We start from the raw sequence: 14612 nt of genomic DNA, 5'->3' as shown, positions 1-14612 counted from the left end.
CGGCTCAGTTTGTGCATCCGGGCCAATACGGTTATGAGGCTAAAACAATCCCGCTTTCTTATATCCCTCAAACACTTTGATGACGTCGAAATAATAAGTTTCTTTTTCACCGTCAACCTTCACCTCCATTTTGTCGCAGGTACCGCCTGTGGTATGAAGGCTCTGTTTGATCACCTTCGCATCCAGAATGCCCAGAATAAAATATTCCTCAGAGATTTGTATAACCGGCCAACCTGTAGCGCAAGACTTTCCATCTCCCTTTTTTACAATCGAATTTAACAGGCCAAACTGGATGGTCTTGTATTTTGCTGCATTCGACGTATCGCCTGTGCGTTCGTATGCCTGCCGCAGTATTTTGTGAGCCAGCATACTCGTGTAATCGATGCTCAGCATTTGTTTGGTCAGGCTGATTATGACAGGATAGTCATCTTCTTCCATCCTGTTGTACATGGCTGTTTTCAGGCTGTCAAATGCTGTTTTCTGCTCGTTAGCTTTTTTGAACTGTTCGCTTTCAATAAAACTGAAGCGGAAGTCCTGGTAATCGATATCGGTTTGGCCGGCTTCCAGCTTTTTTATGTATTCGCAGTATTTGTCTTTGAAATCGGGAATGACGATCCTCGCGGATTGCTGAGCGAAAGCGCAAAGACAAATGAGATACGTAAAAATCAGTGAAGCAATTTTTTTCATAACAAGGGTTTAAAGCGGTTTAAAACTGCCGTTAGCGTCGACGGCTGTTGTTGGAATCAGTTAATGCATCCTGCTTTTTTATCAAACACTTCTATGAAAAGAAGCGCTATATTCTCAACTGATACTTTTTAATCATTTGGAGATAGCCGTTGTTCCATACGTAGGTGGCTGAATGAATATTTAATGGGTCGGTGTAGGTCGTTGCTAACGCCATCTTTTCCATCCGGGTATTAAAATTGCTTTTACCGCTAGTGAATAGCAGTGTACCTGAATTGATAATGTTGACATGTAGTTCGTCTGATTCCAGGTTGGCCTGCTGCTATCCGAATATAATCACTTAGCCGTGTGCTTGCTAAAAAATTTGAATAAATAGGGCTGCCGGGTGGCGACCCTATTTATTCAAATTACAATTCTCTTATTAAAATTTCATGAATTTAACATACTCAGAACGGCCATCTTTTCTTCGCAACACGATTGTGTAGAGACCATTGATAAACGTTGATACATTTATCTGTGTACTTGTCTGGTTGCTGATGTTCAGCGGGGCTATTACCCTGCGACCATCAGTGGTGAGAATTTCCAACGTTTCCCATTTGTCGGTTAGCCGGATACTGTCGACAGTTAGCAAGGAATTGACTGGGTTGGGATAATAACGGATCATGCGACCCGACACAGTCCCGTCGATAACTATAAATTTCAATACATTGCTGATCGCCGTTACCGGGGTTCCACAAACGTTAGTGGCTGTAAGCAGACACCTGGCTTTGTCGTCTGAGTTGGCCGGGCTGTAAGAATAGGTTGAAGATACCGCGCCCGCGATATCCTGCCAAGTGTGGGATGAAGTACTATCTTGCCATTGATAAGCAGTGTTGGTTCCGGAACCGGCGATCTGGCTGCTTAGCAGTGTAGATATTCCTCGTTCAACCGTTGTGGTACCTGAAATAGTGATCGATGGAACAGGTGCCATACTTAGTGAAAGCACATTACTTGTTGCCGAGGAATTCGTGGTGCATGGCGCATTGCTGGTCATGATCACGCGCACCTGATCCGTTGCGGTAAGTGTGATAGTTGTGAATGATGAACTGTTGTTGCCAACGTTTACCCCGTTTACCTGCCATTGATAGGAAGGTGCAGTTCCTCCATTGGAGGGCGTAGCCGTAAATGTAATGCTTGAGCCAGGACAAATATTTGCAGCCGGCGTGCCTATACTTACAACAGGAGTGACGCTTTGATTAACAGTCATTGTTATGGTGTTGCTGGTAGCTGTTGCAGGTACTGCACAGGTTGCGCTGCTGGTCATGATCACGCGCACCTGGTCGTTATTGGCAAGCGTTGTAGTTGTGAATGATGAACTGTTGTTGCCAACGTTTGTTCCGTTTATTTGCCATTGATACGAAGGTGATGTTCCTCCATTCACCGGGGTTGCTGTAAATGTAGTACCTGAACCGGAACAAATTGTTGTGACAGATGTGCCGATGGTAACGGCGGGAGCAGCTGCTGTATTTAAGTTCACTGTAATCACGTTGCTTGTTGCCGATTGACTGGTAACACAGGACGCGTTGCTGGTCATGATCACGCGCACCTGGTCGTTATTGGCAAGCGTTGTAGTTGTGAATGATGAACTGTTGTTGCCAACGTTTGTTCCGTTTACCTGCCATTGATACGAAGGTGCCGGGCCTCCATTGGATGGCGTGGCAGTAAAAGTTGTACTTGCACCGGCACAAATTAACGTTACAGGGGTGCTGATCGTAACGACGGGTGCTACCGCAGGATTAACAGTCACTGTAATCACGTTGCTTGTAGCCGTTTGATTGGTAACGCAGGAAGCGCTGCTGGTCATGATTACGCGCACCTGGTCGTTATTGGCAAGCGTTGTAGTTGTGAATGATGAACTGTTATTGCCAACGTTTGTTCCGTTTACCTGCCATTGGTACGAAGGTGATGTGCCTTCATTCACCGGGGTTGCTATAAAAGTCAGGCTGGCTCCGCTACAGATATCGGTTGTTGTGGCACCGATGGAAACACTAGGCGTTACGACTGGTGTAACTGTCATTGCGATCGTGTTGCTGGTTACGACAGGAGTAGTGGCGCAAGCGGCATTGCTGGTCATGATGACACTCACTTGGTCTGCGTTGGACAAAGTTGCAGAGGTAAACGAAGAACCGCTCGTGCCGGCGTCCGAACCATTTATTTTCCATTGATAGGAGGGGGTATTACCTCCGTTGACTGGCGTGGCGTCGAATGTGGTAGCGGAACCGCTGCATATCGCGGTGGCTGAAGTGTTAATCGTTACTGATGGCGTTACAGTCTGGGTTACGGTTATGGTAATAATGTTGCTGATAACCGTTGCAGGGGTAGCACAGTTGGCATTGCTGGTCAATATTACACCTACCCGATCGCCGCTGGCAAGTGTTGAAGAAACAAAAGATGGATCGTTGTTGCCGACATTGTTACCGTTTACCTGCCATTGATAGGAAGGCAATATACCCGCATTCACGGCAGCAGCCGTAAATTCCACTGCCGTTCCGCTACAAACTGTTGTGTTAGGCGTCGTAACGGTAACCGTCGGAGTACTAACGTTATTAACTGTTATGACGATTGCGTTACTCGTGGCAGTGCCGCCGCAGATAGTGCTGCTGGTAAGCGAAACTGTAACGATGGAGCCATTCGTTAATGTATTGATTGTAAAGACCGGGCTGTTATTGCCTGCATCTACCCCGTTTACTTTCCACTGATAAATGGGAGCCGTACCGCCGTTTTCGGCTGTAGCGGTAAACGTTACCGGCGATCCCGCACAGATGTTTGTTGTCGTTGCGGCGATATTAACGGAAGGAGGAGGACCTGATACAAAATGAACAGGTATCGTGCTGCTACCCTGTGCAACACACGAAATATTTGCGGTGACAACGGCTTCTACAACGTCATTTTCTGATAAATCGGAAGAGGTGAAGTTGTTGCCCGTTACACCTGTTGGCGCACCGTTAATCAGCCAAGTATAATAAGGGACAGTGCCGGCATTTACTGCGCTGGCAGTAAATGTAACGGGTACACCGGCACAAGTCATTGGGCCTGCATTTATGTTAACCTCCGGCATGACCGGTGCAACAACTTGTTGAATGATAATGTTACTGGTCACTTGTGTCACTGAAGGACATTTTTCCGAACTGTTCATGACCAACATAATCTCATCATCATTGTGAATCTGTGCAGTTGAGTAAACAGGCGAATTTTCTCCTACATTAATCCCGTTTACTTTCCATTGGTACACGGGAGCTACACCGGCATCTGTCGCGGTGGCTTTGTAGGTAACCATCGATTGTTCGCAGACAGGGCCGGGTGGTCCCGTGATCGCAACTGATGGAGCAATCGGTATGTTTACATGTACTTTTTGCGTATTGCTGATAATGACTGGATTGGCGAGACAAGGATTGTTCACCTGTACCTCCACCTGAACCAGGTCATTGTCAGCGAAGGCGGCAGAAGTATAGGTCTTGCTGTTGGTGCCAACATTAGCACCATTTACTTTCCACTGGTATATAGTGTTGGTATTTGCGCCAACGGCATCAGCGGAAAATGTTACGGGTGTACCCGCACAGAATGTAGTATCGGTGGCCGTGATCCGGACTGTGGGAAGTGCTGAAGTGCCCACCCTCATTACTATGATGTTACTATACGCAGTGTCATTTGCCGCGCAGTTCTGTGTTTTTACTTTTACCCTCACCCTGTCATTGTTGACCAGTGATGAGGATGTGAAAGTGGCAGCATTGGTGCCGGTATTAACGCCATTCACTTCCCACTGGTAGGTTGGATTTACACCTGCATTCAGCGCGGTTGCTGTAAAGGTTACACTTGTGCCGGGACAGATGGCAGAATCGCTGGCTATAATGTCTACTTTAAATGCAGACATTTCGTAAGGTCCCACATCGACTACATGGTTGGCGATACGTACGCTGTCGCGGATGTCCAGGGGTGCCTGGCTGAACTGGTTGCCGCCACGGTCGATCGTCTTGGCACAAGGGACAGGCGCAATGCCATCATCGTCCGTCATCCATATTTGGTCCGCGCCTGGGCCGTTGTTAATATCCTTTATTTCGACTCCCGAGAAGTTGCCGGTACCGGCGCTGAACGTACTGGTCGCGCCTGAATATTGCATATTGTTGGCGGGTACTGTGCCAGGGATGACGTTGCCTCCGGAAAAATTGAAGTCATTATTTGAGGAGCTGATTCCAACAACCGTGTTGCCTTTAAAAAGCGTGTTGTAGATGAATGTGGCAAGGTTGTTCGTCGTTTGGAGACCGGTTACATGTATGGCTACACCCGGTAGTACTCTTAATGTGTTATTGGCTACAAAAGCGCAATTTTTGATATGCACGTAAGGATTGTCACTCAGTTGCAAGGCGCCGCCTTCGCTGCCCTCATTTCGATAAAATATCACATTTTCAAATAACGCCGGTATCAGAAGGGCAGTGGGGCCGCTACGTCCGGTGAAGACTGCGCCCGTTCCATGGTTATTGGCTATGACCGAATTAGCAACTACTGTTTTGGTAGTCCATGGATTTCCGGTAATAACGGTATAATCATCAGTTATTTGAAAAGCTCCGCCAGTTAAAGCATTATTGGATTCAAATACTGTTTTGTTGATAGTGATGTTTGAACTGAAAGATGCCAGCCCTCCTCCTCTATGTCCATAATTATTTCTGATGATACAATTCCGGATGGTCAGATTTTTGTTGCCCAACGAGCGAATGCCACCGCCTCCAACAGGCGCTGGCTGGGCGGCGGCTTGGTTGCGATTGGCAACGCCTTTTTCAACAACAAAACCGTCAATCGTTACGCTGGTGTCGGGGGAATTGATCAGGAGTACCACGAAAGAGTTATCGGTGGAATCATTTGGAATGCCAATATCGCCACTCAGGATACTGGGATGTAAATGTATATTCCGGTCAGATTCTGTCGGATTGCCCGTGGCCGGATAGGAGCCTAACATTGTTTTACCAGCGTAAATATGGAAGGAGCTGTCGCGGGAAGCGACAGCGGGTTTGTATACGCCTGCAGCTACGTGAATGGTGTCTGCACAGGCATTCTGCATGGCCGATTGCAAATCCCGATAGGCGGTTGCCCAACTCACGCCGTTTCCGCCCGCTTGCGCACTGGCGTTAACATAGAAGGACTTGACCAACGTTGAAGCTTCCTGTATTTCATACGCACCTATGTCAACTGTGTTGTTCCTGATCCTGTTGAAAGATAGTATATCTGTGGATGAAAGTGTGAGCGTATTGTCGCCGGCATTAACGGCGGGCGAACAGGAGCAGGGCTTGAATCCATCATCATCCGTATAAAACACATAATCACCGCCTTCAGGAGCTTGGATGTTCAGCAGTTTGGGATCTACCCCAATCATGGAGTTGGTCAGCAATGTGTTTTTCTGTGTGTGCAGTATTGAGTTCCGGATGTCGCATTGGGCGGCATTGTTGTTATTGGAGGTATTAACGACATTGTAGGCATCCGTTACGGCATTTTTGTTGCCGGTTCTCCATACAATGCAGTTATAAATTTTCAACGATCCGTTCTCGGCACCGACCAACGCCTGCTCGCTGAAGCCACCGACAATAGTTGAATTGATCATGGTAGTCTGTGCATCACTGGCTCCGATCATTCCGGTGTATGAATGATCGGGCCCTTTAAGTGAGTACATGAGACAGTTAGACAGTTTGAGCGAGCCACCGGTTGTCAACAACATCACGTCGGCGGAAAACTCCGCCACACCATTGGCGAATACACATTTTTCAAAGGAAATGTCACTTGATTCATTGAGCGCTACTGATGCGTTATAATAAGAAAAACTGCCTTCAAAACGGCATTTAACATAAACTGCCGTAGTATTTCTGCTATGTCCAAGCGTGCCTCCGCTTTGTTCTACGGCATGGGTGGTGTCCCTGAACGTAGCGTTGTAAACCGTGATCCGCGAATTTTCAGCTGATATGCTTCGGCCGATGTTCCGGGCAAAAACAGTATTGCTTATGATGGCTTCGCCATCCAAAACAGATACCGCCCGATTTCCGGTTCTGCGGAATGAGCAACTGTCTATTAGCACTGTCGCGCCCAGAACCTGGAGTGAAGAACGTCGCGCTCCTGTAATGGTAAGGGTGGTGTCGGCTCCAATGAATGTTTTGTGGAAGACAGCTATACTTTTCCTTCTTACTTCCAGCGATCTGTTTTCTCCAGCACCTGAAGCACTGAAATTTGTAAAAAACGTACAGCTTTCGAAAAGTGGTTTACTCTCCCTGTCAACAATCAGTAATTTGTTTGCAAGGTTGCTGGCCGCAGATGCCTGCACCTGTTTAAACACCGGGTTGCTTTTATTGGTGATCCGGATACCTGTTGAGTTGGCCTCAGAAGAATAGGAAGGTGGTCCTGCATCCGCGATGGTAACGCCTATCAGATGTGCAGTGCTGTCATTGTTACGGGATGCTACCACCGTTATCACTCGCTCGTTACCTGTCATCAGACCGCTTAGCACTGTCCGGTGGAGTTCCGGATTGAAATCAGCATTGGTAGGGTTGCCGGAATCAGGGAATCCGCCCATTACTACTCTTTTATTACTTAACGAAAAGGAAGCAAACCTGTCCGTGGCAGATACAGGATAAATACCCCGGGCGATCTTGATGGTATCGGAACAATTGTTGAATGCCTGTTGCAAATTAGTAAAGGCATTCTGCCAACTGGTGCCGTCATTGGCACCGGTTGCATTCCGGTTGACATAGATAACGGCAGGAGTTTGCGCTAATGCCTCCTGCATTTCGTATGCGCCGAGATCCACGTTGCCATTGCGGATGCGCGGGTTTCCGGTGATATCTGTTGCCAATCCATTCACAAAACTATTGTCACCGGCATTAATAGCAGGGCTGCAGGGGTTCAGCAGATGGAGACCGTCATCGGCAGTGAAATAAAGATTGTCTGCTCCGGCAATATTCAGCGTGTCAATAAATTTAGGATCCTGACCATTGAAACCGATGGAGTCGAAATGAAAAGCCTGGACGATACTATTCAAAATGCTGGCTGTTGAGAGATAATCTCTGGCTATTTCAACAGTGTCGCCGACAATATTGTAACTGTTTCCATATAATATGCTGTTACGGGAAATGAATCTGCTGGTGTCGCGCACATTCGTTATTCCCATGTTTTTAAATATCGTGCTGTTGATCAGATTAACGGTTGAATATTGCTGATCGATGATATAGGTTGCCCTGTTTTTCGCAATTACACAGTTAATAATATTCAGTGTTGACCTGTCCAGGGCCGTAATGGCCGATGATAAATAACTAAACTCTTCATTCTGGTTATTTTCAACGATGCTGTTCTCCAGTGAAATGGTCGACATTTTAAGGGTCAGGGCGGCGGCCTGAGTTCTGCTGAAGTTATTTCTGAAAACTGTATTGCGGAGCGTTCCCGTACTTTGATGAAAATAAACTGGTCCGTTGACTGAAGAACTATAGGAATAACCGCGTTCAATGATGAAACCATCCAGGAGAAAACCTCTGATGCCTGAAGTATATAGTAGCAAATCGGTATTGTCTGTGTAGCCACTTCCACCGATCTCACCGGAAATAATAGTTTGATGCAGACTAAAGTTGCGATCTCCGTCGCCTGGATTACCTGTACTGGGATAGCCGCCAAGTATTATCACGGAATCTTTCAGCACAAACTTGTCTGTGCGGGCACTACCGGGTTTGTAAACACCCTTAGCCACCCGGATCGTATCATATTTTTTCGCCAGTTCCAGTGCAGTGTTGAGGCTGGTAAAGGCATCTGCCCAACTGGATCCATTGTTTGCGCCCGTGGCCGAACTGTTGACGTAATAGCTAAAATAAGCGTCGGCTGGTCTGGTACCCGTGATATTTATTTTGTAGTCTTCTATTTCTGCAGACGAAGAAGAAACATCGCAGGAATTGTAAAATGAACTGGATCTTGCAATGATTCTCATGAGTACCTCTCCGGGTATCACATTATGTGGAACTACAACCGTTGACTGCACAAAGTTCCCGGTAGTGGAAGTATTCAGAACTTTTTCAGCTTCTTCAAGAATGCCGTTGCGGTTAAAGTCTATCCACGCAATGACGTATTTCTGTGCCGTTGTTTGTTTAAAACGAATATATAGCGGTACGGTGGAACCATTGCCGATATCGGTGCTGAAGGCGGTAAAGTTCGAATAACCTCCTGTCCCACAACCTGACGGATTTTGGATAGTATTAAAGCTGACAGAGTCAATGGAAATAGTAGTACAATAGTTATTCAGGGTTGGCCTGCAATAACAGTCAAATACATTATTATTCACCACATTGACCACATTAGAAATTGCCGCTGTCCCCGTCGCAATGCAGGTATCTACCATACGATAGAAATAACTCTGGTTCTGCGTCAATTGCACCTGAGCAAGCAAAGTGGATGTATTGGAAATATCGGCCCAGTCCGTATTGTTCGCAGAGCGCTGCCATGCATATCGCATCCCGTTTTGGTTAACAGTGGCGTTATTTACCGTCAGGACGAAAGGGGTATTGGGGCATAATTGTGTGGGGCCGCTTATCGTTCCGGCACTGACAGAACCTGCACAGGCTGGTGCGTCTCCAACGATGTTGATCCGGTAGTCTTCCGTTTCGCCACCAACGGAAATAGCGCACGCGGCAGAAGCATATATCATGCCTTCAGGTGTTTCAGCCTGTCGTACGCGGACACGAATCATGGTTTCCCCTGTAAGGGCATCAGCCGGAATGATTACCTGGGAGGTGGCAGTTGTTCCATAATAAATATAACTGAGCGTGAATTCGTCTTCGTCGAATGTACCGCTATGGTCTGAGTCTACCCATACCCCAACCCGGTAACTGTTTGAGATGGTGTTATTTACGGTATGGCGGAGCAGTAATGGCTGATTGCGATAGGCCGTAGCCGCACCAATGTTTTTGTAGTTGGTGTATAAACCGAATGCGCAGGTACTGTTATTGTTAATAGAAGACCCCGGGAACGTGATATTGGTGAAATACAGCGGACCGCACGAGCCGCCCCAAGGACTGCAATAACAATCCATGAAAGGATTCATGTCAATCCGTACAGAGTTACTGACAGATGAGGTGCCGCTGAAAAGACAGGTGTCTGTGAGTCTGTAATAACTGGCAGCAGTCTGTGTTATTTGCAGTGAAGGCTGAAACTCGTAGCTGTTTGTGATATTTTCCCATGTAATGTTATCGACAGACTTTTGCCAGGAATAGCGAATGTTATTTGTATTTGTTGTAGGCCCGGCAGCATGCAGGGTAAAGTTAACACCAGGGCATATAGCAGTTACTGATGCGTTGACTGTGCCGGCACTAACCACAGCACAATCAGGTTGGCTGATGGGGCTTAAAGTGATATCATCCAGCATCAGACCAGTCTGAAGAGTTGTTCTGCTATTGTCATGGAACCCGATATAGTAAGTACCGGAAGCTTCACAGGTTATAGTGTCAATGAATTCAACAAATGTATTAGGAGTGCCCGACACCTGTGAACGTACCGTCTGGAAGACAGCGCCTGACTGCTGCGACGTATTTAGTGTAATACGCAGGGAACTGCCCGGCTGCTTGTTAACCCAGTATTTCAATTGATAAGATTTACCCGCCTGCAACGTTACACCCGAAGAGAATAACCAGGAATCCATCACGGTTGAGTTGGCAAAACATGCTGCAGAATACTGTCCGCTGTGTTGCTGATAATAGTAAATGTACCAGCCGTTCGAGTTAGGTGTATAGGTCTTGATAGCCCAACCTGCCGGCGGAAAATCATTTTCAAAACCTTCGGATATAAGCTGGGCTTGCACTTTTATGCATAGCAAAAGACTAATAGCGAAGCAAAGAGTGAGATGGCGGACTCTTTTCATAATAAGTCTGACGACAGTTAGTTTGGTATATGGTGGGCTCCGACGGTGAGGCTTAGAACCTGCACCGGCAGGCAAAAATACAAATTTAATCCGGCAATACTCAACCGGGTTGCCTGACTACTTGAGTGGTAACAGGGGGGCGGTTAAAATTTGTTCTACCTTCGGGGAACTGCCGAGCTCATTTTCTTTGATCCATCTTTACATCGAACGGAAGGCTGAAAGTAGATTTGTTCTCATCCATCTAAAATGAAAAAACCGCCAGGCGGCGGTTAAAACTGTGTAGCCCGTAGGGGAATCGAACCCCTGTTCTCAGAATGAAAATCTGATGTCCTAACCCCTAGACGAACGGGCCGTTTATTTAAGGGAGTGCAAAGATAAGAGCCTCAATATTTCCGCCAAAATTTTTCTTGCATTTTTTTTGCCGGTCTTCTCCGTCACCTGCATCCCTTCCTTTGCTTTCAGTTGGTTTTTATTGGTTTTGATTCCATTTTTCATCACGGATTTGCCAGATTTTCCGCAGGTTCTCATCCCCAGTTTTGTTATCTTCGCCACCGCAAAACAACTTCAAATCAACCCTAATTTCAATTTGTCATGAGTACAGTGAAAGTAGCTATCAACGGATTCGGGCGCATTGGTCGCCTGGTTTACCGCCAGATATATAAAATGGAAGGCATCGATGTGGTTGCCATCAATGACCTTACCAGCCCCAAAGTATTGGCACACCTGCTGAAATATGACAGCGCGCAGGGCCGCTTCGACGCAGAAGTTAAATCCACCGATAATTCTATCGTGGTTAACGGCGACGAAGTAAAGATCTATGCACAAAAAGACCCTGCACAGATTCCCTGGAAAGAACACGACGTAGACGTGGTACTCGAGTGTACCGGTTTCTTTACCGATAAAACCAAAGCTGAAGCACACCTGACCGCCGGCGCCAAACGCGTGGTAATTTCTGCTCCCGCAACGGGCGACCTGAAAACCATCGTTTTCAATGTTAACCATTCCATCCTCGACGGCAGCGAGACCATCATTAGCTGCGCAAGCTGTACGACCAACTGCCTGGCACCCATGGCACAGGTACTGGACGAAACATACGGTATCGTCAATGGTCTGATGACCACCATTCACGCTTATACCAACGATCAGAATACACAGGACGCGCCTCATCCGAAAGGTGATCTCCGCCGCGCACGTGCCGCTGCACAGAACATCGTGCCCAACAGCACAGGTGCCGCGAAAGCGATCGGACTGGTACTGCCTAACCTGAAAGGTAAACTCGATGGCAGCGCCCAGCGCGTACCAACCCTAACCGGTTCACTCACCGAACTTACAGCCATCCTTAATAAAAAGACGACTGTTGAAGAAGTAAACGCCGCCATGAAAGCAGCCGCCAACGAAAGCTTTGGTTATACCGAAGACGAGATCGTGAGCAGCGATATCATCGGTATCAACTTCGGTTCCCTGTTCGATGCTACACAAACAAGAGTACAAACAGTAGGAGATACACAGATCGTTCGTGCTGTAAGCTGGTACGACAACGAAATGAGCTATGTAAGCCAGCTCGTACGCACCGTACATTATTTCGCAAAACTGATCAGCAAGTAATCCTTGCTGCACCCCGGACCGCAGGTACGCACCTGCGGTCTTTTTTTTCGACTGCTATGCAAATAAAGAACGCTGAGAACCTTAACCCTCTGAAACTGCAACAGGAAGTAGACAAAGGCGGAAAACTCGTACATTTTGAATGGACCGTTTCCCTGATCGTTGTCACTTTCCGCCGCCGCTCCCAGGCTACCCTGATCCGGGCCGGCGAGCAGGCTGCTGCAAAAAGTTTTCCGTACACCCTGATTTCATTACTGTTTGGCTGGTGGGGATTTCCCCGGGGCCCGCGAGAGACCATCCGCTCTATCCGCACCAACCTGCGCGGTGGTATCGACGTAACCGACGAGGTGATGGCAGTAATGGCAGGATATATGCTGTACGAAGAAGTGAACGCACAAAAAAGTATCTAATATTAAACTTGCTCTGCTATGTCAAGCTTCGCAGATTTCTCCTTCAAAGGAAAGAAAGCGCTGATCCGGGTCGACTTCAATGTGCCCCTCAACGACAAACAGGAAATAACCGACGATACGCGCATCCGCGCGGCAGTGCCTACCATCCGCCACATCCTCGACCAGGGCGGGAGTGTAATACTGATGTCGCATCTCGGCCGTCCGAAAGACGGACCTTCCGATAAATATTCCCTGCGTCACCTCGTGGCACATCTGAGCGATCTGCTCAAAACTGAAGTGAAATTTGCGCCCGATTGTATCGGAGCGGAAGCTGCTCAACTGGCATCTTCACTGCAGCCCGGCGAAGTACTGCTGCTCGAAAATCTTCGCTTCTACAAAGAAGAAGAAAAAGGAGACAAAGCCTTCGCGGAAAAACTGAGCAAACTCGGCGACGTGTATGTAAACGACGCTTTCGGTACCGCTCACCGCGCACACGCATCCACCGCCGTAATCGCAGATTTTTTCCCCGGCGATAAAAAAACATTCGGCCTCGTGATGGAAGGCGAAATAACCAGCGCAGAAAAAGTTTTACATAACTCGGAAAAACCTTTTGTGGCCATCATCGGTGGTGCAAAAGTGTCCGATAAAATCCTTATTATAGAAAACCTGCTCGAAAGAGCCACCGATATTATCATCGGCGGAGGCATGGCTTATACATTCTTCAAAGCCCAGGGCGGACCGATCGGTAATTCGCTTTGCGAAAATGACCGGCTGGATACCGCCAGCGATCTGCTCAAAAAAGCAGAAGCCAAAGGTGTATGCATTCACCTGCCTTCCGATTCTATCATCGCCGATAAATTTGCGGCCGACGCCAATGATTCAACCGCACCTTCCAATAATATTCCGGATGGCTGGATGGGCCTCGACATCGGTCCCAAAGCCATCGAACAATTCACCAACGTGATCCGCCAATCAAAAACTATTTTGTGGAACGGTCCGATGGGTGTTTTTGAAATGGAAAAATTTCAAAAAGGAACCTGCAGCATCGCAGAAGCGGTGGCAGACGCAACGGCAGAGGGCGCATTCTCTCTCGTTGGCGGCGGCGACAGCGTTGCAGCCGTTAACCAGTTCGGATTTGCCGATAAGGTAAGTTATGTTTCCACAGGCGGCGGCGCCATGCTCGAATATTTCGAAGGCAAAGAATTGCCGGGAATTGCAGCCATCAGGAAATAAACCATCATCAACCAATCCGAATGTTTTACATGAGAAAGTTTTCCATCCTGGGATTACTGGTGTTGCTGGTATTCACCGCCTGTCAGAAAGAAGTAGATTTTCAGGCCGATGCCAATAACAACAATGGTAGTGGTAGCGGCAACGGCAGTGGTAACGGTAATGCACAGGAACTCACCGGCAGCTATCGTTTTGTAGGTGTAGACGGACAAACCGCCAGCACCGTTTCCATTACACAATCAGGAATGACCGCCCGTACCGAGGCCACAGGCATTTATTATACGAAGAATAACGCGGGAACACTGCTGATCGACGCCACCAAATTCAACTTCAGCAATATCGGCTACCTGATAGATACAAGCCTCAAAGTAAAAGCGTACATGAATAACATACTGCTGGTGGAGCAGGACCAGGACTGGTATTATGAAATGCCACCACAAACCGACGCATTTACTTACCGCCGCGTGAATGCTGATTCACTCCATTTTCCAGGTGGATTTACACTGGGAAGCAGTCTTACTCCTCCTAATTCCATCGGAACAGTGCCACCACCAGATGGAGCGCGCATTTCCTGGAGCGGTGACACGTTGCTGCTTAAGATGGTGATGAACGTTAATACCACCGTCACACAAGCCGGTGTTCCCAACCAGATCCGCGCAAACAGCACCAACGTGATGAAGTTTAAAAAGCTGTAAAAGGAAGTATAGATTATAAGTTTAAACGGCGATGGTTCGTGCCCTTCGAGTGCCTCAGGGAGCGAACCATCGCCGTTTATCATTCAATTTTCACATCTGCAC

Annotated in this window: 6 protein-coding genes and 1 tRNA gene; 4 read left to right on the top strand and 3 right to left on the bottom strand. The window is 47.5% G+C overall.

The window, feature by feature from the left end; translation table 11 throughout:
* Nucleotides 1–39: 39 nt before the first annotated feature.
* From H608_RS0117035 to H608_RS0117025, 3 genes are all read right to left on the bottom strand, one after another.
* The gene (locus H608_RS0117035) at nucleotides 40–687 is read right to left on the bottom strand and encodes a DUF4919 domain-containing protein (protein ID WP_028788742.1); all 648 of its coding nucleotides are present in this window, start codon (nucleotides 685–687) and stop codon (nucleotides 40–42) included.
* A gap of 418 nt (nucleotides 688–1105) precedes the next feature.
* Nucleotides 1106–10594 (bottom strand): GEVED domain-containing protein, encoded by a 9489-nt coding sequence (locus tag H608_RS0117030; protein WP_155990220.1) that lies wholly within the window; start codon nucleotides 10592–10594, stop codon nucleotides 1106–1108.
* Nucleotides 10595–10874: 280 nt separating this feature from the next.
* A tRNA-Glu gene (locus tag H608_RS0117025) sits at nucleotides 10875–10946 on the bottom strand.
* A 239-nt stretch (nucleotides 10947–11185) separates the two neighbouring features.
* Here H608_RS0117025 and gap point away from each other — a divergent pair.
* Genes gap through H608_RS0117000 form a run of 4 tightly spaced genes read left to right on the top strand, consistent with a single transcriptional unit; the run spans nucleotide 11186 to nucleotide 14510 of the window.
* Entirely contained in the window at nucleotides 11186–12199 is a 1014-nt protein-coding gene (gene gap / locus H608_RS0117015) for a type I glyceraldehyde-3-phosphate dehydrogenase (RefSeq protein ID WP_028788740.1), read from the top strand.
* 56 nt (nucleotides 12200–12255) lie between these two features.
* Nucleotides 12256–12606: a hypothetical protein gene (locus H608_RS22750; RefSeq protein WP_051268408.1), complete on the top strand. Its 351-nt coding sequence runs from the start codon at nucleotides 12256–12258 to the stop codon at nucleotides 12604–12606.
* 18 nt (nucleotides 12607–12624) lie between these two features.
* On the top strand, nucleotides 12625–13818 hold the full coding sequence (locus H608_RS0117005) for a phosphoglycerate kinase (protein ID WP_028788739.1): 1194 nt from the start codon (nucleotides 12625–12627) through the stop codon (nucleotides 13816–13818).
* 29 nt (nucleotides 13819–13847) lie between these two features.
* Nucleotides 13848–14510: a hypothetical protein gene (locus H608_RS0117000; RefSeq protein WP_028788738.1), complete on the top strand. Its 663-nt coding sequence runs from the start codon at nucleotides 13848–13850 to the stop codon at nucleotides 14508–14510.
* Nucleotides 14511–14612 lie beyond the last annotated feature (102 nt).

Origin of the sequence: Terrimonas ferruginea DSM 30193 (genome assembly GCF_000425585.1) — a bacterium.
Taxonomy (GTDB): Bacteria; Bacteroidota; Bacteroidia; order Chitinophagales; family Chitinophagaceae; genus Terrimonas; species Terrimonas ferruginea.
This window is presented reverse-complemented; position numbering and strand designations above follow the sequence as displayed.